Origin of the sequence: Pseudomonas spirodelae, from assembly GCF_034653255.1 — a bacterium.
Lineage (GTDB): Bacteria > Pseudomonadota > Gammaproteobacteria > Pseudomonadales > Pseudomonadaceae > Aquipseudomonas > Aquipseudomonas spirodelae.
The window spans coordinates 127,841-149,584 of record NZ_JAYEET010000001.1 but is presented as its reverse complement, the minus strand read 5'-3'; the positions used below and the strand labels follow the sequence as shown (position 1 = coordinate 149,584).

Annotated in this window: 17 protein-coding genes; 5 read left to right on the top strand and 12 right to left on the bottom strand. The window is 59.9% G+C overall.

The annotated features are described in order from the left end of the window. Window positions 1-9: 9 nt before the first annotated feature. Entirely contained in the window at window positions 10-2,364 is a 2,355-nt protein-coding gene (locus tag SOP97_RS00685; protein ID WP_322947673.1) for an efflux RND transporter permease subunit, read from the top strand. A 460-nt stretch (window positions 2,365-2,824) separates the two neighbouring features. Here the strand turns inward: SOP97_RS00685 and SOP97_RS00680 are convergent, their stop codons facing one another. Genes SOP97_RS00680 through SOP97_RS00655 form a run of 6 tightly spaced genes read right to left on the bottom strand, consistent with a single transcriptional unit; the run spans window position 2,825 to window position 9,646 of the window. Further along, a complete protein-coding gene (locus SOP97_RS00680; RefSeq protein ID WP_322947672.1) occupies window positions 2,825-4,465 on the bottom strand; it encodes a BatD family protein in 1,641 nt (546 codons plus the stop codon). Further along, the gene (locus tag SOP97_RS00675; RefSeq protein WP_322947670.1) at window positions 4,462-6,231 is read right to left on the bottom strand and encodes a VWA domain-containing protein; all 1,770 of its coding nucleotides are present in this window, start codon (window positions 6,229-6,231) and stop codon (window positions 4,462-4,464) included. The genes SOP97_RS00680 and SOP97_RS00675 overlap by 4 nt, the downstream gene beginning before the upstream one ends. Continuing rightward, window positions 6,228-7,256, bottom strand: coding sequence for a vWA domain-containing protein (locus tag SOP97_RS00670; RefSeq protein WP_322947668.1), 1,029 nt, complete (start codon window positions 7,254-7,256; stop codon window positions 6,228-6,230). The genes SOP97_RS00675 and SOP97_RS00670 overlap by 4 nt, the downstream gene beginning before the upstream one ends. After that, window positions 7,249-7,743 (bottom strand): DUF4381 domain-containing protein, encoded by a 495-nt coding sequence (locus SOP97_RS00665; protein ID WP_322947666.1) that lies wholly within the window; start codon window positions 7,741-7,743, stop codon window positions 7,249-7,251. Before SOP97_RS00665 ends, SOP97_RS00670 begins: the two co-directional genes overlap by 8 nt. Next, window positions 7,740-8,681 carry a DUF58 domain-containing protein gene (locus SOP97_RS00660; protein WP_322947664.1) on the bottom strand — a complete coding sequence of 314 codons (942 nt, stop codon included), beginning with the start codon at window positions 8,679-8,681 and terminating at the stop codon, window positions 7,740-7,742. The genes SOP97_RS00665 and SOP97_RS00660 overlap by 4 nt, the downstream gene beginning before the upstream one ends. A gap of 5 nt (window positions 8,682-8,686) precedes the next feature. Further along, entirely contained in the window at window positions 8,687-9,646 is a 960-nt protein-coding gene (locus SOP97_RS00655; RefSeq protein WP_298190393.1) for an AAA family ATPase, read from the bottom strand. A gap of 173 nt (window positions 9,647-9,819) precedes the next feature. Here SOP97_RS00655 and SOP97_RS00650 point away from each other — a divergent pair, with 173 nt between their 5' ends. Next, window positions 9,820-14,661 carry an NAD-glutamate dehydrogenase gene (locus tag SOP97_RS00650; protein WP_322947661.1) on the top strand — a complete coding sequence of 1,614 codons (4,842 nt, stop codon included), beginning with the start codon at window positions 9,820-9,822 and terminating at the stop codon, window positions 14,659-14,661. A gap of 103 nt (window positions 14,662-14,764) precedes the next feature. Here the strand turns inward: SOP97_RS00650 and rnt are convergent, their stop codons facing one another. Both rnt and pyrC read right to left on the bottom strand, forming a co-directional pair. Next, window positions 14,765-15,439, bottom strand: coding sequence for a ribonuclease T (gene rnt / locus SOP97_RS00645; protein WP_322947659.1), 675 nt, complete (start codon window positions 15,437-15,439; stop codon window positions 14,765-14,767). Continuing rightward, a complete protein-coding gene (pyrC, locus tag SOP97_RS00640) occupies window positions 15,436-16,482 on the bottom strand; it encodes a dihydroorotase (RefSeq protein ID WP_322947657.1) in 1,047 nt (348 codons plus the stop codon). The genes rnt and pyrC overlap by 4 nt, the downstream gene beginning before the upstream one ends. Before the next feature lie 205 nt (window positions 16,483-16,687). Between pyrC and SOP97_RS00635 the strand changes: the two genes are divergently transcribed. The 3 genes from SOP97_RS00635 to gloA all read left to right on the top strand — a co-directional run bounded on the left by SOP97_RS00635 (window position 16,688) and on the right by gloA (window position 19,416). After that, window positions 16,688-17,599, top strand: a complete 912-nt coding sequence (locus SOP97_RS00635) for a flagellar protein MotY (protein WP_322947655.1) — start codon at window positions 16,688-16,690, stop codon at window positions 17,597-17,599. Between the two features lie 130 nt (window positions 17,600-17,729). Next, window positions 17,730-18,947 carry an argininosuccinate synthase gene (locus SOP97_RS00630; protein ID WP_274087955.1) on the top strand — a complete coding sequence of 406 codons (1,218 nt, stop codon included), beginning with the start codon at window positions 17,730-17,732 and terminating at the stop codon, window positions 18,945-18,947. A 76-nt stretch (window positions 18,948-19,023) separates the two neighbouring features. Then, window positions 19,024-19,416 carry a lactoylglutathione lyase gene (gene gloA, locus SOP97_RS00625; protein WP_274087956.1) on the top strand — a complete coding sequence of 131 codons (393 nt, stop codon included), beginning with the start codon at window positions 19,024-19,026 and terminating at the stop codon, window positions 19,414-19,416. A gap of 57 nt (window positions 19,417-19,473) precedes the next feature. Here the strand turns inward: gloA and SOP97_RS00620 are convergent, their stop codons facing one another. From SOP97_RS00620 to rsxG, 4 genes are all read right to left on the bottom strand, one after another. Further along, window positions 19,474-19,653, bottom strand: a complete 180-nt coding sequence (locus SOP97_RS00620; protein WP_274087957.1) for a PA3496 family putative envelope integrity protein — start codon at window positions 19,651-19,653, stop codon at window positions 19,474-19,476. Window positions 19,654-19,760: 107 nt separating this feature from the next. Beyond that, on the bottom strand, window positions 19,761-20,399 hold the full coding sequence (nth, locus tag SOP97_RS00615; protein WP_322947652.1) for an endonuclease III: 639 nt from the start codon (window positions 20,397-20,399) through the stop codon (window positions 19,761-19,763). Next, entirely contained in the window at window positions 20,396-21,109 is a 714-nt protein-coding gene (locus tag SOP97_RS00610; RefSeq protein ID WP_274087959.1) for an electron transport complex subunit E, read from the bottom strand. The genes nth and SOP97_RS00610 overlap by 4 nt, the downstream gene beginning before the upstream one ends. Beyond that, window positions 21,102-21,743, bottom strand: coding sequence for an electron transport complex subunit RsxG (gene rsxG, locus SOP97_RS00605; protein WP_322947650.1), 642 nt, complete (start codon window positions 21,741-21,743; stop codon window positions 21,102-21,104). The genes SOP97_RS00610 and rsxG overlap by 8 nt, the downstream gene beginning before the upstream one ends. Between the last annotated feature and the right edge of the window lies 1 nt (window position 21,744).

Sequence of the window (21,744 nt, the reverse complement as noted above, 5' to 3'; positions counted from 1 at the left end):
AGCCTTTGCATGAGTAAGCATCAACAACAACCTGCCTCCTTTCTAGAGCGGTTGATTTTCAACAATCGTCCGGCCGTGATTCTGCTGTGCTTGTTGATCAGTTTGTTTCTGTTCTTCCAGGCGGCGCAAGTGCGTCCGCAGACCAGCTTCGAGAAGATGATTCCGCTGGGGCATCCCTACATCCAGAAGATGCTTGAGCACCGTAATGATCTGGCTAACCTGGGCAACACCGTGCGTATCTCGGTGGAAGCGGTGGACGGCGATATCTTCAGCAAGGAATACATGGAGACGCTGCGTCAGATCAACGACGAAGCCTTTTATATTCCGGGTGTCGACCGCTCTGGCCTGAAGTCGCTGTGGAGCCCAAGCGTACGCTGGACCGAAGTGACTGAAGAAGGTTTTGCCGGCGGTGAGGTGATTCCGCAAACCTACGACGGTTCTTCCGAAAGCCTGGAAGAGCTGCGCAGCAACATCCTCAAGTCCGGGCAGATCGGCCGTCTGGTGGCCAACAATTTCAAATCGAGCATTGTCGATTTGCCGTTGCTGGAGTCCTATGCCGACCCTGCAGACCAGAGCAAGCAGATCCCGCTGGATTACCAGAAGTTCTCCCACGAGCTGGAAGAGAAGATTCGCGACAAGTACGAAGCGCAGAACCCCAACGTCAAAATTCACATTATCGGTTTCGCCAAGAAAGTCGGTGATTTGATTGATGGCCTGATTGGCGTGGCGTTATTCTTTGCTGTGGCCATCGGCATCACCTTCGTGCTGCTGCTGTGGTTCACCCACTGCTTCAAGAGCACCCTGGCGGTGGTATTGACCACCCTGATTGCCGTGGTCTGGCAGCTGGGCCTGTTGCATACCCTGGGTTTCGGTCTTGATCCTTATTCGATGCTGGTACCGTTTCTGGTGTTTGCCATCGGTATTTCCCACGGTGTGCAGAAGATTAACGGTATCGCCATGGCTTCTGGCGAGGCAACCGACTCGCTGTCAGCCGCACGCATGGCCTTCCGTCAGCTGTTTATTCCGGGGTTGGTCGCGCTGTTGTCGGACGCCGTGGGCTTTATCACCCTGTTGTTAATCGACATCGGCGTGATCCGTGAGCTGGCCATCGGCGCTTCCATGGGTGTCGCGGTAATCATCCTGACCAACTTGATTCTGCTGCCGGTGATGATTTCCTATATCGGTATCAGCAAGAAAGCGGTGCAGATCAGCCGTGAAGACGCGGTTAAAGAACACCCGTTCTGGCGCTTAATCTCGAACTGCGCGCACCCCATGGTAGCGCCGATTTCCGTGGTGGTAGCGGTCGTCGCCTTGGCTGGCGGTGTGTGGTACGGGCAGAACCTGAAGATTGGTGACCTTGACCAAGGTGCACCGGAGCTGCATCCGGATTCGCGTTACAACCTGGATAACGACTTCGTCATCCGCAACTACTCCACCAGCTCCGATGTGCTGGTGATCATGGTCAAGACGGCGGCTGAAGGCTGCTCGACTTACCCGACCCTGTCGGCCATGGATGAGCTGATGTGGAAGATGGAGAACACCGAAGGCGTGCAGTCGGCCATTTCCATGGTCACCGTGTCGCGTCAGGTGATCAAAGGCATGAACGAGGGCAACCTGAAATGGGAAACCCTGTCGCGCAACCAAGACGTACTGAACAACTCCATTGCTCGGGCCGATGGCCTGTACAACGGCGATTGCTCAGTGGCGCCGGTGCTGATCTTCCTCACCGACCATAAGGCCGAAACCTTGACGCGTGCGGTTAACGTCGCTGAAGAGTTTGCCAAAGAGAACAACAAGGACGGCCTGGAGTTCATCCTGGCAGCGGGTAACGCGGGTATCGAGGCGGCCACCAATGAGGTGATTGCAGCGTCTGAAACCACCATGCTGATCGCGGTGTATGCGGCCGTGAGCATCATGTGCCTGCTGACCTTCCGTTCATTGGCCGCGACCCTGTGCGTAATCTTGCCGCTGGTACTGACTTCGGTGCTGGGTAACGCGTTGATGGCCTACATGGGCATTGGTGTGAAGGTCGCGACGTTGCCAGTAATCGCTCTGGGTGTGGGGATTGGTGTCGACTACGGCATCTATATCTACAGCCGTCTGGAGACCTACTTGCGTCAAGGCTTGTCGTTGCAGGAAGCCTATTACGAGACGCTTAAGTCGACAGGTAAAGCGGTGCTGTTCACCGGCGTTTGCCTGGCGATCGGCGTGGCCACCTGGATCTTCTCGACGATCAAGTTCCAGGCTGACATGGGCTTGATGCTGACCTTTATGTTCCTTTGGAACATGATTGGCGCGATCTGGCTGCTGCCTGCCCTGGCACGCTTCCTGATCAACCCAGAGAAGCTGCGCAACAAGGCCTGAGCCTGATACGCAGCCCCACTAAAAACCGCGGCCTTTGGGTCGCGGTTTTTTATTGTCTAGGCGTTAGGTCTGCAGATGGCTTTTGTGGCGCTGGCTTGCCCGCGAAGCGTGTTGATTCTGGAAGTGTCGCGGCCAGGCCGCTCCACAACAGTGGGCTCCGTAGCCCGGATAAGTCTTGGCGCAATCCGGGAGGCAGCCTCCGCCCAACTCACAGGCCACTGCGCAAGCATCCATGCCCGGGACTGCGCTGAGCTTGTTCGGGCTAAGTGCTGAATAGCAAAAGCTCACGGCTAAAGCCCCTCCTAAGGCCTGTACCTTTATGGCTGCCCTGTAACCCGTTAGCGAGGCAACCCGATAGCTGCTGCTGGGTTAGGCGGCACATTGATTACGCTGCTAATGCTCAAGTCCGGCTTTGCGCCACTCACTCGCCTTGCGAACACTGTGTGTGCCGGCTCTCTGACTAGCGTGGATACAGCGGTGGCAGGGCGCTGGTGTCTTGACTGGCGGTGCCTTCGAGGTCTTCCACAGCGGGTAGGCTGCGAATCGCCAGCCACAGGTTGCGGCCCTGCCAGTGTTGGCCACTTTCGCTGTATAGGGCGCCATTCAGGCCGTCGAGGGCATCAGAAAGCGGGGTAAAGCGCGCGGCCATATCAGCCAGGGTTTCCGGCTGTTGGCGGGCCCAGGCATCCAATGCATGGCGGGTCGCTTGCGTGTCGTTGGCCAGGCATGTGCGCTTGAGTTCGTCGAGCAGGTCGCGTGGGTTGGGGCCTGCTTGCTGGTTCGGCAATACGGCCGGCTGGCGGCGTGCACGCCACCAGAGGGTAAAGCCGAGCAGGGTTGTCAGGCTCAGCAGTGCGCTGCTCAATTGCCAAGGCCAGAGTTGTACGGTGGATGTGCTGACGGGCCCAGGCCGTGGGGCTTCAACCGTCAGCGTCTCAAGGTTCGGATTAGCAGCCACCTGCAGGGTGCGGGGCGGCAAATTGCTGCGCTCCAGCTGATCGGTAGCGGTGTTCCACCACAGCACTTCAATCGCCGGCAGGGCAATGGCCCCTTCACGGTTAGCCACCAAGGCTTCGCGCTCTTCGCGGCTACCTATCAGTCCGTTGTCACTGGCTTGATTGGCCAGTTGTGGCTGGTCCGGGTAGCGCCGTAGGCCGTTTACCTGGGTGGCAGGTAATGGCGGTAATTGTGCGCTGGCCAGCCCTTCGGCCTTTAGCAGCAGGCTGCGGGTCAGTGAGTCGCCAACTCGCGCCTCGTCTGGTTGCGGGCTCCACACTTCACTTAGGCTCACGGCGCGCGCTGGCAGCCAGGGCGCATCGGCTGGATAGCTGGCCGGCTTGGCCTTGACCTGCAGTGGGATTTCTGGGGATTTAACCCGCACCACCTTGCCCGGCCGGGGGCCAAATGGGTTGTAAGTATTGCTGCTGGCGCGATCAACCGCCGTGGCGGAAAAGGCTTGTGCGGGAATCAGCAGTTCGCCGCTTTCTTGGGGAAAGATCGCGTAGCGCAATTCGATCACGCCATGGCGTATGCCATTGATGTCTTTCTCATAGGTGCGCGGTTCACCCAGCGGCTCAACGCGGGCCTGGGGCATGTCGAGCGGGCTCAGGCTACTGTCATCGTAAAGTGAAACAGAGTGGTAGATCCGCAGAGTCAGCACCGTTTGCGCCTGCACGTAGACGCTTTCCTGATCCAGGCTGGCATCGATAAACACCGGGGCTAAACGGCTGTCGGCGGCGCTCGTGCCTTGCTGCACGTGCAGGGTGATCGGTGTGCTTTGCAGCTGGGCAAGGTTCAGCGGTGGTATCACCACATAGCCGCTGTGTTTGGGTTGGAGGGTGATGATCCAGCGCGTACTGGCCTGCGCGGCACTGCCATTGTTGGTCAGGCGGTTGACTTGGCGGGTGCCGAGCACCTCGAACAACTCATAGAGCGGTTGCAGATCGGGTTTGCCGAATAGCGTGGTGTCCTGCGACTCTAGCGTGAGCTCGACGCTCTCGCCGGCATTCAGGCGAGTGCGGTCGACAGTGGCGTTCAGGCTCTGCGCGCTGACGTTTAAGGCCAGCAGGCTAAGTAAAAGGGTACAGAGCAGTCGGCTCATTGCAGTTGTTCCTGGCGCTGTTGTTGTTCCAGCCTGAATTTACGCCGTAGCAACTCACCCGGATCGTCGGGGATCTGCCGCAGCCACTGTTCCAATGCCTGGCGACGTTCGCCGTCGAGAGTCGGTTCGGCGTTGGCGATTTGTTCTTCATTGCTGTCGCCGTCGTCTTCTACGGGCGATGCAGGCGGTTTTTCTGTGCCGTCGTCAGGGACGGGTTGCGCGGGCTTTTGGCCCGGTTCAGCCGGTTCGTCCTGAGACTCGCCCTGGGAGGCGGGCGTTTGCTCGGGCTGCTGCTGCGCATTGTGTTCGGGCTTTCCAGTTTGCGGCGGCTCACTCGGCGGACTCTGCGCGTCAGTGGGTTCTTGCGAGTCATCTGACTGATCTTGTTGCTGCTGCTTTTGCTGCAACACGCTTTCCACCAGCGCCTTATTTTTTTGCACCTGAGCCAGATCAGGCTGCAACTCCAGCGCTTGGGTATAGGCATCGATGGCGGCCTCCAGCTCATTACTGCGCGCCAGGGCATTGCCACGGTTGTAGTGGTCGCTGGCGGTATCACCGTTGGCGAAACGTTCAGCTGCTGCGGGGTAATCCCCTGCCTGATAAAGCGCCAAGCCTTGCCAGCGTGGGTCATTGAAGCGTTGCGCAGCCTCTGCGGGCTGTTGTGCGTCGAGCAGGCGCTGGCCTTGCTGGTCGGCACGTAACCAGAGGTCTTCAAAGCTAAAGGCATAGCTGTTCTGCGGCAGGCCTAGGAGCAACAGCGGCAGGCACAGTAGCCAACCTCGGCGTGCGGCGCAGGCGGCGAGTAAGAGCAGCGGCAGCAACAGCCAGTGGCTCTGGTCTGCCCAGGCCTGTAGGCGGGTCAGCTCGGCATCACGGCGTACTTGTTGCGGTGCTTCGAGCAGGCCGAGGTTGCGCAAGTCCTGCTCATTCAGCGTGAGGCCCTGGTAGCGGCCGCCCAGTTCACTGGCAAAACGCTTGAGGCCGAAGCTGTCCAGGCGCGGCAGTAGAATGGCCCCTTGGGCATCCTTGAGGAACGAGCCGTCTTCCTGAATGATCGGCGCGCCCTGGGTGCTGCCAATCCCGAGAATGTGCAAACGTTCGCCACGGCGGCCGAGTGCCTGGGCAATGCCCTGGCGTTCGATTTCGCTGAGGGTGCTGGTCAGCAGCAGTAAGCGGCCGTTGCCTTGGGCGCCTTGTTCGAGCAGTTGCAGGGCCTTAAGCACGGCCAGATCGGCGCGCTTGCCGGACTCCGGCATGATCCCCGGATTCAGCGCATCGAGCAGGTTGCGACTGGTGGACAGGTCGTCGGACAGAGGCACTACGGTGTGCGCGCTGCCGGCATAGACGATGATCGCGGTTTGCGCATCCTGGCGCTGTTCCAGCAGGTCGAGCAGTTTGCGTTTGGCCTGGGCCAGGCGATTGGGTGAAGCGTCGCTGGCGAGCATCTCCGGCGTCAGCTCAAGCAGCACCACCAGCGGATCGGCCGGTTTGGGGTTGTGTTGTTCGATACGTTGCCAAGTCGGTCCAAGTAGCGCCAACACGGCAAGCAACCAGGCCAGACCGAGGGCTAGCCAGGGCAGGCGGCTGTTGCGTCCACTGCCGGCTGTCAGCAGTGCCGCCTGGAAGGCGGTCGGCAGTAAAGCCTGCCAGCGCCCGCTGCGTTTTTCGCGGTGCCAGAGTTTCCACAGCAGCACGCCCAGAAGCGGGAGCAGGACGAGCCAGAAGGGCCGTTGCCAGTGCGGCCAGAGGCTGCTCAGTTCGTTCATGATGCTTTATCCCCGGTGGCCAGCCAGCTGCGCGCGCGCTGTTGCAGCGTTGGCCAGAGCGTTTGGCTAACCAGCAGCAGGCTCAGTACCAGGGCAAGGCCCAGGGGCCAGGGATAGAGTGGCAGTGTCGGGCGCGCCAGGGTTGGTTTTTGTGCCACGGGCTCCAGGCGATCTAGGGTGGCTTCGATGGCTTGCAGTTCGTCGCTGTCACGGGCGCGGAAGTATTCGCCGCCGGTGGCATCGGCAATTGCACGCAGGCTCGGCTCGTCCAGGTCGATGCCGGGGTTGAAGCCAAGCATACCGAGTACGCCGCCTTGCTCAGGGTCGGCGCCGATACCGATGGGGTAGATGGTGATGCCTTCCTCGGCCGCCAGACGCGCGGCGGTCATCGGGTCAATTTCACCGCCATTGTTGGCGCCGTCAGTGACAAGAATGAGCACCCGGCTTTGCGCGGGGCGTTCGCGTAAACGTTTGACCGCCAGACCAATGGCATCGCCGATGGCTGTTTGTGGGCCGGCAATATTGATCTGCGCTTCATCAAGCCAGGTGTGCACAGTTTGCCGGTCAAAGGTCAGGGGGGATTGCAGGTAGGCGCGGCTGCCAAACAGGATCAAACCGACGCGATCACCCTGGCGGCCGTCGATAAAGTCGCCGAGCAGGTGTTTGATCAAGGTCAGGCGGCTGACCTCCTGGTCTTCCCAGGTCATATCCGAGTAGTCCATGGAACCGGAGACATCCACGGCCAGCAACAGGTCGCGGCCACTTGCAGGCAGCGGTAGGGGTTCACCGAGCCATTGCGGGCGGGCACAGGCGAGCAGCAGTAAGAGCCAGATCAGCACAAACGGTGCCTGTTGGCGTAAGGCCGGCAGGCGGGGGCGGGCGCGACGGCCACTGAGGCTTTCCAGTTCAGCCAGAAAGCTGACTTTCAGCGCGGCCTCGCCACTGTCCGCAGGGGGTAACCAGGCGCGCAGCAGCCAGGGCAAGGGGGCGAGTAGAAAGACCCAGGGCCAGGCAAATTCAAACATGTTTGCGAATCCAGATCGCCACGGCCTGATTAAGACCGGTGATGGCTTTGTCATCCAGGCTGCAGTGCGGGCGATAGGCGCCTTCGACCAGAATCATCCAGCGGGTCAAACCAGCCGCTGGGCAGCGGCTGTCGAGAAAGGCCAGCCAGGCGCGGCTGCTCAGGGTATGGCTGTGGCTTTGTGGGTAGCGCTCGCGGCACAGGCGTTTAAGGATGGCGTTGAGCTGTTGTAGCCAGGGGCCGGCTTCGGCACCGTCGTAGGGTTTGGGCAGTTGTTCGAGTTCGATCAGGGCGGCCTGGCGCAATGGGTCGAGAGGGGCGTCGCGCTCGGCCTGCTTGGTTTTGTGTGGCAGGCGTTTCAGCAAGGTGATGGCGGCCCATAACAGCAGCGGCAGCAGCAGGGCGAGCAGCCACCAGCCCGGTGCCGGAGACCACCAGCTGATCGCCGGCGGGGCGATCAGCGGTTCGAGTTGATCCAACGGATTCACGGTGCTTTCCTTGAGCGCTGAGCATTCAGGTGTTCGCGCAATTGTTCGATCATTTCGCTTTGCGTACTCAGTGGTAGCAACGGCACGCTGAGCTTCTGCGCCAGACGCTGCCAGCGTGCCTGACGAGCATCGGCCAGGCTGCGGTAGGCTTGGCGCAGTTCGGCATTCTGGGTGTCGAGTTCCAGTTGCGCACCCTGTTCGCTGAAGCGCAGCAGGCCGGCGTTGGGCAGGGCATGGTCGAGCGGGTCGGAAAGCGGCAGCAGCAGCAGGTCGGTGTGCCGCGCGAGCAGCTGTAGCTGTTGCTCGCTGCTGTCGTTCAGGGTGCGTTCATCACACAGCACTACCACCAGGCTGCCCGGGCGCAGCACTTCGCGGGCGCGGCGCAGGGCCAGGCCAAAGCTGTCGCGCTCGCCTTGGCTGTCATTACTCAGGGTTTGGTTGGCTTTAGCCAGGCGGCTGAGCAGTTGCAGCAGACTCTGCTTGCTGCGCCGCGGTTTAACTTCGTGGTGTTCCTGATCGCCAAACACCAGGCCGCCGATACGGTCGTTATGGCCCAGCGCCGCCCAGCCAATCAGGCTGGCCGCCTGGGCGGCGAGCACCGATTTAAGCATCAGCCCGGAGCCGAAGAACAATTGCCGGCTTTGCTCGACCATGATGTAGATCGGTCGCTCGCGCTCCTCATGAAACAGCTTGGTGTGCGGCTCCTGAGTACGCGCGGTCACGCGCCAGTCGATGGTGCGCACATCGTCGCCGGGTTGATAAACGCGCACTTGGTCAAAGTCGACACCGCGGCCACGTAGCTTGGAATGGTGCAGGCCAATCAGTGGGCTGCGCTGCGCGGGTGTGGAAAACAGCTGCACTTCACGCACACGGTGGCGCATCTCGATCAGTTCACCGAGGCTGACGCGAATGCCGGGCTGCGTGGGTTGCTCAAACATGGCGTTTAGGCGACCGCCACAACGTCGAGAATGCGCTGCACCACGCGGTCCTGGTCGATGCCGGCAGCTTCTGCCTCGAACGATAGAATAATGCGGTGACGCAAGACGTCGAACAGCACGGCCTGGATATCTTCCGGGCTGACAAAATCCCGACCGGCCAGCCAGGCGTGCGCCCGTGCACAGCGATCCAGGGCAATCGAGCCGCGCGGGCTGGCGCCATAGGCAATCCATTCAGCCAGCTCCGGGTCGAACTTGGCCGGGGTGCGCGAGGCCATGACCAGTTGCACCAAATACTCTTCCACCGCATCGGCCATATACAGACCGAGGATCTCCTGGCGCGCGGCAAAGATCGCCTGCTGGCTGACCAGTTGCTCGGGCTTGGTTTCGCCATTCAGCGCTTCGCCGCGGGCCTGGGCGAGGATCTTGCGTTCCACGCTGGCATCGGGGAAGCCGATCTTCACATGCATCAGAAAACGGTCGAGTTGAGCTTCGGGCAGCGGGTAGGTGCCTTCCTGCTCGATCGGGTTCTGCGTGGCCATCACCAGAAACAGCGGCGACAGGTGATAGGTGCTGCGCCCGACGCTGACCTGGCGCTCGGCCATGGCTTCGAGCAACGCCGACTGCACCTTGGCCGGGGCGCGGTTGATCTCATCGGCCAGCACCAGGTTGTGGAAGATCGGCCCCTGCTGGAACACAAAACTGCCGGTTTCCGGGCGATAGATCTCGGTGCCGGTGATGTCGGCCGGGAGCAGGTCCGGAGTGAACTGAATACGGTGGAATTCGGCTTCAATGCCTTCAGCCAGCTCCTTGATCGCCTTGGTTTTGGCGAGCCCAGGTGCGCCCTCAACCAGCATATGGCCATCAGCGAGCAAGGCAATCAGCAGCCTTTCGATGAGTTTTTCCTGGCCGAGGATCTGGCTTGAAAGAAAATGTCGCAGCGCGATAAGCGCTTCACGGTGTTCCATCGTTAAGCTCATCCGGCAAATGTGACCAGCGAGTCTTGAATCTCGCCAGAGTTAAGTGGCAGCCACTTTAATGCAATCGCGGCCTCCTAGACTAACGTTGAACAACAAGGTTGTGGCGAAGATCCTTTTCGCGGCTGCCCCTGATCGAATAACAAGCCAAATGGAGCACACCCATGGCGTTCTTTACGGCGGCCAGCAAAGCCGATTTTCAGCACCACCTGCAAACGGCCCTGGCGCAGCACGTCAGCGAACAGGCTCTGCCACAAGTAGCCCTGTTCGCCGAGCAATTCTTCGGCATCATCGCCCTTGAGGAGCTGACCCAGCGTCGCCTCTCTGACCTGGTCGGCTGCACGTTATCGTCCTGGCGGCTGCTGGAGCGGTTTGCACCGAGCAAGCCAGAGGTGCGGGTCTTCAACCCCGATTATGAGAAACACGGCTGGCAGTCCACGCATACCGCGGTGGAAATTCTGCACAGCGATATTCCCTTCCTGGTCGACTCGGTACGTATTGAGCTGAACCGTCGCGGTTACAGCATCCACACCTTGCAGAACAGCGTGTTCAGCGTGCGCCGCAACAAGAGCGGTGAGTTGCAGGAAATTCTGCCTAAAGGTGCTCAGGGCAAGGACGTGCAGCAAGAAGCGCTGATGTTCTTGGAGATTGACCGTTGCTCCAGTAACGGCGAGCTGAAAGTCCTGGAAAAAGCCCTGCACGAGGTCTTCGCTGATGTGCGCCTGAGTGTGGCGGATTTCCAGCCAATGAAGGACAAGGCCAAGGAGCTACGCGCCTGGCTGGATAAGGCCAAGCTCAAGGTTGAAGGCGCTGAGTTGGAAGAGGTCAAGGTGTTTATGAGCTGGCTGCTCGACGACCACTTCACCTTCCTCGGCTATGAAGAGTTCACCGTTGCCGACAGCGTTGATGGCGGCAGCATTGTCTACGACGAAAAATCCCTGCTGGGTCTGTCCAAACGCCTGCGTAGCGGGCTGACGGCCGAAGACACGCACATCGAGCCGGAGGCGGTCTGCTACCTGCGTGAAGCGCAGTTGCTGTCGTTTGCCAAGGCGGCGGTGCCGAGCCGCGTGCACCGCCCGGCGTATCCGGATCTGGTGTCGATTCGTGAGCTGGACAGCACCGGTAAGGTCATCAAGGAATGCCGTTTTATGGGCCTCTACACCTCATCGGTGTATGCCGAGAGCGTGTGGAACATCCCCTATATCCGCCGCAAAATTGCAGTTATCGAGCAGCGCTCGGGCTTTGATAGCAGCGCTCACCTGGGCAAAGAGCTGGCTCAGGTGCTGGAAGTGCTGCCGCGTGATGACTTGTTTCAAACCTCGGTGGATGAGCTGTTCAACACCACCTTGTCGATCGTGCAGATTCAGGAGCGCAACAAGATTCGCGTCTTCCTGCGCCGCGATCCTTATGGTCGTTTCTGCTACTGCCTGGCCTATGTGCCGCGTGATGTGTACTCCACCGAGACCCGGGTAAAAATCCAGCAAGTGCTGATGGATCGCCTGCAGGGGATTGATTGCGAGTTCTGGACCTTCTTCTCCGAGTCGGTGCTGGCGCGGGTGCAGTTTATTCTCAAGGTCGACCCGAAAAACCGTGTACAAATCGACCCTGTGCGCCTGGAAAAAGAAGTCATTCAGGCCTGCCGTTCGTGGAAGGACGATTACACCAGCCTGATGGTCGAGAGCCTCGGCGAAGCGCAGGGCACGGAAGTGCTCAGCGAGTTCCCGGATGGCTTCCCGGCGGGCTACCGTGAGCGTTTCGCCCCGCATTCGGCGGTGGTGGACATGCAGCACCTGCTCAGCCTGAACAGCGAGCGTCAGTTGGTGATGAGCTTCTACCAGCCGCTGACCCAGGGCGAGCAGCAGTTGCACTGCAAGCTGTACCACGCCGATACGCCGCTGCCGCTGTCAGACGTGCTGCCGATCCTGGAAAACCTCGGCCTGCGCGTTTTGGGTGAGTTCCCTTACAAGCTGCGCCGCGCCGATGGTCGCGAGTTCTGGATTCACGACTTTGCCTTTACCTATGCCGAAGGCCTGGATGTCGACATCCAGCAGCTCAACGACACCCTGCAAGACGCCTTCGTTAAAATCGTTGGCAGCGCGGCAGAGAATGACGGCTTCAACCGTCTGGTGCTGATGGCCGCCATGCCGTGGCGTGATGTGGCGCTGCTGCGCGCCTACGCGCGTTACCTCAAGCAGATTCGCCTGGGCTTTGACCTGAGCTACATCGCCAGCACCTTGGTTAACCATGCGGATATCGCCAAGGAACTGGTGCGCCTGTTTAAGACGCGCTTTTATCTGGCGCGCAAGCTCACTGCAGAAGACCTGGAAGACAAACAACAGAAGCTTGAGCAGGCGATTCTCGCCGCGCTGGATGATGTTGCGGTGCTTAACGAAGACCGCATCCTGCGTCGCTACCTGGACCTGATCAAAGCCACCCTGCGCACCAACTTCTACCAGACCGATGCGGCCGGGCAGAACAAGTCCTACTTCAGCTTCAAGCTGAATCCGCGCGCCATTCCGGATATTCCACGGCCAACGCCGAAGTTCGAAATCTTCGTCTATTCGCCGCGGGTTGAAGGTGTGCACCTGCGCTTTGGCGATGTCGCCCGTGGCGGCCTGCGTTGGTCGGACCGCGAGGAAGACTTCCGCACCGAGGTGCTGGGCCTGGTCAAGGCGCAGCAGGTGAAGAACGCCGTGATCGTACCGATGGGCGCCAAAGGCGGCTTTGTGCCTCGCCGCCTGCCGCTGGGTGGTTCGCGCGATGACGTGTTGGCGGAAGGCATTGCCTGCTACCGCATCTTTATCAGCGGGCTGTTGGATATCACCGACAACCTCAAAGAGGGTGTCGTGGTGCCGCCGCAGAATGTGGTGCGTCACGACGGTGACGATCCTTATCTGGTGGTGGCCGCCGACAAAGGCACCGCGACCTTCTCCGACATCGCCAACGGTATTGCTGCCGATTACGGCTTCTGGCTGGACGATGCGTTTGCCTCGGGTGGCTCGGCAGGTTACGACCACAAAGGCATGGGCATTACCGCCAAAGGCGCCTGGGTCTCGGTGCAGCGGCACTTCCGCGAGTGCGGCATTGATGTGCAGAAAGACCACGTCACGGTTATCGGTATCGGCGACATGGCCGGCGACGTATTCGGCAACGGCCTGCTGCTCTCGGAAAGCCTGCAACTGGTCGCAGCCTTTAACCACATGCATATCTTTATCGACCCCAACCCCGATGCGGCCAAGAGTTTTGTCGAGCGCCAGCGCCTGTTTGATCTGCCGCGCTCCAGCTGGACCGACTATGACGCGAAGCTGATCTCGGACGGCGGCGGAATCTTCCTGCGCAGCGCCAAGAGCATCGCCATCAGCCCGCAGATGAAAGAGCGCTTCGACATCAGTGCCGAGAAGCTGGCACCGACCGAGCTGCTCAATGCCCTGCTCAAAGCCCCGGTGGATTTGCTGTGGAACGGTGGGATTGGCACCTACGTGAAATCCAGCAAAGAAAGCCACGCCGATGTCGGTGACAAGGCCAACGATTTGCTGCGTGTAGACGGCCGCGAACTGCGCGCCAAGGTGGTAGGCGAGGGCGGTAACCTCGGCATGACCCAGTTGGGTCGCGTTGAATACGGTCTGAATGGCGGCAAGAGCAACACCGACTTTATCGACAACTCCGGTGGTGTGGACTGCTCCGACCACGAAGTGAACATCAAGATTCTGCTCGGCGAAATCGTCGCGGCCGGTGATATGACCGGCAAGCAGCGCAACAAGCTGATGGTGGAAATGACCGATGCCGTCGGTGGCCTGGTGTTGGGCAACAACTACAAGCAGACCCAGGCATTGTCGCTGGCCGAACGCCGCGCACGTGAGCGTGTGGGTGAATACAAGCGCCTGATGTCGGCGCTGGAAGCTGCAGGCAAACTGGACCGCGCCCTGGAATTTCTGCCCTCTGATGATGAACTCAACGAGCGCGACGCCAATGGGTTGGGTCTGACCCGGCCGGAGCTGTCGGTGCTGATCTCCTACAGCAAGATCGACCTCAAGGAGTCGCTGCTCAAATCCCTGGTGCCGGATGACGAGTACCTGGCGCGAGAAATGGAAACTGCCTTCCCGCCCTTGTTGGCGGAGAAGTTTGGCGAGCCGATGCGCCGTCATCGTCTTAAGCGCGAAATCGTCAGCACGCAGATCGCCAACGACCTGGTTAACCACATGGGCATCACCTTCGTGCAGCGCCTGAAGGAGTCCACGGGCATGAGCGCGGCCAATGTGGCCGGCGCGTATGTGATTGTACGTGACCTGTTCCGTCTGCCGCACTGGTGGCAGCAGATCGAAGCGCTGGACTCCAAGGTGCCCGCCGAGTTGCAACTGCAATTGATGGATGAGCTGATGCGCTTGGGCCGCCGCGCTACCCGTTGGTTCCTGCGTAACCGCCGTAATGACCTGGATGCGGCGCGTGATGTGGCGCACTTCGCACCGCGTATCGAGGCCTTGGTCGGCCGCTTGGACGAACTGCTTGAAGGTCCAGCGCGTGAACAGTGGCTGGCGCGTTTCCAAGCCTATGTCGAAGCCGGCGTGCCGGAAGAGCTGGCGCGCGTGGTTGCGGGCACCAGTCATCTGTACACCCTGTTGCCGATCATCGAAGCGTCGGATGTGACAGCACAGGAGCCGGCTCGGGTTGCGGCGGCATACTTCGCCATCGGTGGCGCGCTGGAGCTGTCTTGGTATCTGCAGCAGATCACCAGCCTGCCGGTGGAAAACAACTGGCAAGCGCTGGCCCGTGAGGCTTTCCGCGATGACCTAGACTGGCAGCAACGCGCCATCACAGTATCGGTACTGCAAATGGCCGAAGGCCCTGCGGATATCGAAGAACGGGTCGGTGTATGGCTGGATCAGCATCGCCGTCTGGTGGATCGCTGGAAGGTCATGCTGGGCGAGTTGCGTGCGGCTACCAACACCGATTACGCCATGTACGCTGTGGCTAACCGTGAGTTGATGGACCTGGCACAAAGCGCCTGATGGAAACAGCGCAGGCCTGACCTGCGCTGTTCCTGAAGCAATAAAAAAGCCCCGCGAGTGCGGGGCTTTTTTATGAGCGATGGTTATGCGGCGACTGTGGTTATCAGTCGTCGAAATCCATCCAACCGCCCATCTCCTTCCAACGATTGACGATGCCGCAGTAAAGCTCGGCCGTCTTCTCGGTGTCATAGCGAGCCGAATGGGCTTCCTTGCCATCGAAATCGATGCCTGCCGCTTGGCATGCTTTAGCTAGCACGGTCTGGCCATAGGCAAGGCCGGCCAGGGTGGCAGTGTCGAAGCTAGAGAACGGGTGAAACGGATTACGCTTGATCCCGGTACGCGCCACGGCAGCATTGAGGAAGCCCAGGTCGAAGCTGCTGTTATGGCCGACCAGAATCGCCCGTTTGCAGCTATTGGCTTTCAGCGATTTACGCAGGCTGCGGAAGATTTCCGTCAGTGCGTGTTCTTCCGTGACGGCCATGCGCAGCGGGTGATCAAGTTTGATTCCGGTGAAATCCAGCGCAGCTTGCTCGATGTTTGCACCCTCGAACGGCTCAACACGGAAAAACTGGGTGTGCTCCGGATAGAGGAAGCCGCCTTCGTCCATACCAATGGTGGTGGCAGCAATTTCCAGCAGTGCATCAGTGGCGCAGTTAAAACCACCGGTTTCCACGTCTACGACTACTGGCAGGTAGCCACGAAAGCGTGCGGCCATCGGGTGGCGCGGGCCTGAGTGGCTGTTGCTCTCGGGCTCGTCGTCATACAGGTCTTCACTCACGCGTGGTTCTCCAGCAAACGCCAGCGCAGGGTTTCACCGGCGCGCAGGGGGATTACGATTTGCTCGCCCAGGGGCAAGCTGTCAGGGGCCGTCCAGTCTTCACGGACCAGGGTGATGCTGTCGCTGTTACGTGGCAGGCCGTAGAAATCAGGGCCGTTGAGGCTGGCGAAGGCTTCCAGCTTATCCAGTGCATTGCGCTGCTCGAAGGCTTCGGCATACAGCTCAATCGCCGCGTAGGCGCTGTAGCAACCGGCGCAGCCGCAGGCGGCTTCCTTGGCGTGTTTTGCGTGGGGCGCCGAATCGGTACCGAGGAAGAACTTGGCGCTGCCACTGGTGGCCGCATCCAGCAGCGCGTCCTGATGGCTGTTGCGCTTAAGCACTGGCAGGCAAAACAGGTGCGGACGGATACCGCCAACCAGCATGTGATTGCGGTTGTATAGCAGGTGATGGGCGGTGATGGTGGCGCCAACGTTGGCCGAAGCACCTTGCACGAACTCCACCGCATCGCGGGTGGTGATGTGCTCGAACACCACTTTCAGCGTCGGGAAGCGCTCGACTACGCGACTGAGGTGCTCACCGATAAAGATTTTTTCGCGGTCGAAGATGTCGATCTCGCTGCGTGTCACTTCACCGTGCACCAGCAGAGGCATACCCACTTCGGCCATGGTTTCAAGCACCGGGAAAATCGTGTCGATGCTGGTCACGCCGGAATCGGAGTTGGTGGTCGCGCCGGCCGGGTAGAGCTTGGCGGCATGCACAAAGCCTGAAGCCATTGCACTGCGGATATCGGCAGGCTGGGTCAGGTCGGTGAGGTAGAGCACCATCAGCGGCTGAAAATTACTGCCGGCTGGGCGAGCGCTGAGAATGCGCTGGCGGTAGGCATCGGCTTCGCTGGCATTGCGCACGGGCGGTACCAGGTTAGGCATGATGATGGCGCGGCCAAAGGTTCGGGCTACATCGGCGACGGTGTGCGGTAGCACGCTACCGTCACGCAGGTGGATGTGCCAGTCGTCAGGACGCAGCAGGGTAAGGCGGTCAGTCATGGAAGCTTCCAGGCGGGCAAAACGTGGCGAGAATGCTACCGGAAAAGCCCCTCGGCAGCACGTTGAAAGCGGGCTCATCGGGCAAAGCTGACTGGCGGCCGAGCGGCACTGCGCAGCCGCGTGTACACCCGGCATGCCGATCCGCTCAAGTTTTGCGCGTTGGCACCGATAGAAAAGGGGTAAGCCGTATTCACTGGAGTCTGTCGTGCGACCCTACCCACTCGCGGTGCTGTGCCTGCTGGCCAGCCAGCCAGTTCTTGCCATCAGCTTCCAGACCCGTCTGGAGAAGGTTGAGTGGCAGGTCGAAGGCGATCAGTTTGAGTGCCGTCTTGCGCAACCCATCACCGATTTCGGCTCCGGGGTGTTCGTGCGGCGTGCGGGCGAGCAGGTAACCTTTAGCCTGAAAGCCCGCGAACGTTGGCTGGGCCGTGGTAATGCGACCTTGCTGGCGGCTGCCGCGCCTTGGCAGCCAGGGCGTGGCGACATCAACCTCGGTTCTGTCAGCGTGGCGAATGCTGAGGTGTTGTTCAACAGTTCTCAGGAGCAGGGCGCGCGCTTGCTCACCGGCTTGCTTGAAGGGCGCAGCCCCTTGGTACGCCATCGTGCGGCCATGGGCGGTGATGCAGTTGAAGTGCGCCTGCTGCCGGCCAAATTCAACAAAGCCTACAACGAATACCTGGATTGCACGGCCAAGTTACTGCCGGTGAACTTTGATCAAGTGCGCAAAAGCCTGGTGGGCTTTCCCGGTGGCGGTGTTGAGCTTGAACCGCTGGCACAGGCCAAGTTGGATATCATCCTCAGCTATCTCAAGGCCGACCCCAGCGTTAATCGCATCCAGCTCGATGGTCATGCCGATAACAGTGGCAACCGCCTGACCAATCGCGACCTGTCGCGCCGTCGTGCGCTGGCGGTGATGGAGTATCTCAAGGCCAATGGTATTCCGGCCGAGCAGATCACCCTTCGCTTCCACGGTGAGCGTTACCCGTTGGCGCCAAATAATAAGGAAGTTAACCGGGCTAAAAATCGCCGGGTCAGTATCTTCCTTGACCGTGTCCCCGAAGCCACTACGCCGCCGGTTCCGGCTGCCGCACCGGTCGATCCTGCGGCGACGTCTTAGCCCCTGCGACTGCCCGGTTGCCCAACAATAAACCGTCGCCTGGTCGTCACAAGCTGTCGCGCCTCTGTAAATCAGCCGGCATGGGCAGTAGAATCACGGGTTTCCCGCACAACCCCGTGGAGTTGATGGCATGGCCGACGTAAACAAGGTAGTCCTGGCATATTCCGGTGGCCTGGACACTTCCGTGATCCTCAAGTGGCTGCAAGATACCTATAACTGCGAAGTGGTGACCTTCACCGCTGACCTCGGCCAAGGTGAGGAAGTCGAGCCGGCCCGCGCCAAGGCTCAGGCCATGGGCGTCAAGGAAATCTACATCGATGACCTGCGCGAAGAATTCGTCCGCGACTTCGTCTACCCGATGTTCCGTGCCAATACCGTCTACGAAGGCGAGTACCTGCTGGGCACCTCCATTGCGCGCCCGTTGATCGCCAAACGTTTGATCGAGATCGCCAACGAGACCGGCGCTGATGCCATCTCCCACGGTGCGACCGGCAAGGGTAACGACCAGGTGCGTTTCGAACTGGGTGCCTACGCACTTAAGCCCGGCGTGAAAGTCATCGCCCCTTGGCGCGAGTGGGACCTGTTGTCGCGCGAGAAGCTGATGGACTACGCCGAGAAGCACGCGATCCCGATCGAGCGCCACGGCAAGAAGAAGTCGCCGTACTCCATGGATGCCAACCTGCTGCACATCTCCTATGAAGGTGGCGTGCTGGAAGACACCTGGACCGAGCACGAAGAAGACATGTGGAAGTGGACAGTCTCTCCTGAGGCCGCGCCAGATCAAGCGACCTACATCGAGCTGACCTACCGCAAGGGCGATATCGTTGCCATCGACGGCAAGGAAATGAGCCCAGCCACCGTGCTGGCCGAACTGAACCGCATCGGCGGTGCAAATGGCATCGGTCGTCTGGATATCGTCGAGAACCGTTTCGTCGGCATGAAGTCCCGTGGCTGCTACGAGACCCCCGGCGGCACCATCATGCTCAAGGGCCACCGCGCCATTGAGTCGATCACCCTGGATCGCGAAGTCGCTCACCTGAAAGACGAGCTGATGCCGAAATACGCCAGCCTGATCTACAACGGTTTCTGGTGGAGCCCAGAGCGTCTGATGCTGCAACAGATGATCGACGCCTCCCAGGCCAACGTGAACGGCGTGGTACGCATGAAGCTGTACAAGGGCAACGTGATCATCACTGGTCGCAAGTCCGATGATTCGCTGTTTGATGCCAATATCGCCACCTTCGAAGAAGATGGCGGCGCCTATAATCAGCAGGACGCAGCCGGCTTTATCAAGCTTAACGCCCTGCGTATGCGCATTGCGGCCGGCAAAGGGCGCAAGATGCTCTGATAAACCTGAGCACCTGAACCTGAACAGACCCCGGCCATAAGCCGGGGTTTGCATTTTTACGATGAGGAGGCACCTGATGAGACTGCTGCATACCATGCTGCGCGTCGGCGATATGGATAAATCCATCGCGTTCTACACCGAGGTACTGGGCATGACCCTGTTGCGGCGCAAGGATTACCCGGAAGGGCAATTCACCCTGGCGTTTGTCGGTTACGGCGACGAAGCGCACAACAGCGTGATCGAACTGACCCATAACTGGGGTGTAGACAGTTACGAGTTGGGCACCGGCTATGGCCACATCGCCCTGGAAGTGGCCGATGTGTACAAGGCCTGCGAAGACATTCGCGCTCGCGGTGGCAAGATCACCCGCGAACCTGGTCCGATGAAGCACGGCAGCAGCATCCTGGCCTTCGTTGAAGATCCGGATGGCTACAAGATCGAACTGTTGTCGCCATCGCGCGCGGATTGATCGTTACGCGCTTATAAGAAAAAGCCCCGCATCGTAGCGGGGCTTTTTTATTTGTACTTACAGATCAAAGTCGTATTCAGACAGCTGCCTGTTCAGGCGGCGCTCATCCAAGAGATTATCGATGATGCGGCGTTTGGTCAGGTTGGTTTTGGCCACCTCAATCGGCGCCTCGGCTTCATCAGCATCATCGGCCACAAAATCTTCGTCGAGCTCAAGATCTTCTTTATCAGTGCTCATTTGTCTCACTCCAGGCTACAAGGGCCATTTGCGCACCTTATAGCGGCAAAAGCGGAGTGGGTAAAAAAGTTTTTTTCAATCGACTCATTGAGTGGCTGAATAGCTGCTCAATCGTCAGAGGTCTTTTGCTTGTATTCGCACAGATCTTCGATGCGGCAACTGCCACAACGCGGTTTGCGCGCCTGACACACATAGCGGCCATGCAGGATCAGCCAGTGGTGTGAATCGAGCAGAAATTCCTTGGGTACAAACTTCATCAGCTTGTTTTCCACCTCTACGACATTCTTGCCAGGGGCGATGCCGGTGCGGTTGCTGACGCGGAAAATATGCGTGTCCACCGCCATGGCCAGCTGGCGAAACGCCGTGTTAAGCACCACGTTGGCGGTCTTGCGGCCCACGCCCGGCAAGGCTTCAAGTTCCTCGCGAGTTTCCGGCACCTGGCTGCCGTGCCGCTCAATCAGCAGGCGGCAGGTTTCAATCACGTTTTTGGCTTTGCTGTTGTACAGGCCGATGGTCTTGATGTATTCGCTCAGGCCCTCAATGCCCAGGGCATAGATGGCTTCTGGTGTATTGGCCACCGGGAAGAGCTTGGCTGTGGCCTTGTTGACGCTCACATCAGTGGCTTGGGCCGAGAGCGTGACGGCAATCAGCAGCTCGAAGGGCGAGTTGTAGGCCAGCTCGGTTTTCGGCTCGGGGTTGTCTTCGTGCAGGCGGCGGAAGATCTCCAGGCGTTTGGCAGCGTTCACTCAATCACTCCGGTTACCCGTACGCGGCGGCTCTGCACGGGCACTTCGACCTGTTGCGCCTTGGCCCGTTCGGCCAGGACTTCATCGACGCGGTTTTTGCAGGCAATCAGCAGGCCGAGCACGATAAATGCGCCGGGCGGCAGGATGGCCAGGAGAAAGCCTTTGTATTCGGGGATAAGGGTGAGCTGCCAGTTGGCGGCCAGCGGACCGAACAGCAAATGCATGTTGGCAAACACCGCACCGGTACCAAACAGCTCGCGCAGCGCGCCGATCATCACCAATACGATGCCAAAACCCAGGCCCATCATCAGGCCGTCATAGGCGGCGCGAGCGGGGTCGTTCTTTGCCGCAAAGCCATCGGCGCGCCCGAGGATCACGCAATTGGTGGTGATCAGCGGAATAAAGATGCCGAGTATCTGGTACAGCTCGTAGGTGAAGGCCTGCATCAGCAGCTCAATGCAGGTGGTCAGGGCCGCGATGATCATCACAAAGGCCGGCAGACGCACGGCGGTATTGACCACGCCGCGCACCAGTGAAACCGCTGTGCCTGAACAAATCAGCACCAGGGCGCTTGCCAGTGCCAGGCCTAGGGCGTTGACCGCCGAGTTGCTCACCCCTAGCAGCGGGCAGAGGCCGAGCAGTTGCACCAGGGCCGGGTTGTTCTTCCACAGGCCGTTGAGTGTGATCTCGCGATAGCTGGGACTAGCCATTGGACTTCACCTGGGCTGCGAACAGCTGTTGCTGATTGGCATCGAAATACTGCAGGGCTTTGTGCACGGCTTTGACCACGGCGCGCGGAGTGATAGTGGCGCCGGCAAACTGGTCGAATGCGCCGCGATCTTTCTTCACTGCCCAGCCATCCTCTGCGGGGTTGCTCAATGATCTGCCATCAAAGCTGCGTATCCAGTTGCTCTTGGCTAGCTCTATTTTGTCGCCAAGCCCTGGAGTTTCCCGGTGATTGAGCACGCGCACGCCGGCCAGGCGGCCATCCGCCTGAATGCCAATCAGCAGTTGGATCCCGCCACTGTAGCCGTCTGGCGCGGTCGCGCGGAGGATGATGGCGCTGGGTTTACCGTCTTTCATGGCGATGTAGGCGGTTTGTGGCGACTTGCTGCCGAGTAACGGGTCGTGCAGCTGAATACTGTTGTCGAGCAAATGATTGTCATAGCTGCCCTGGGGCAGGATTTCACTCAGGGCGCGCACCTGCGCTTCGCGCTCGGCGTTGGCGATGCGCCCGGCAGTGGCTTGCTGCAATACCGCTACCAGCCCCACGGTGGCAATGGCAAAAAGCCCCAGCACCAGGCTGTTTTTCAGCATCGAACGGCTAATTTCAGGCAGGGCCATG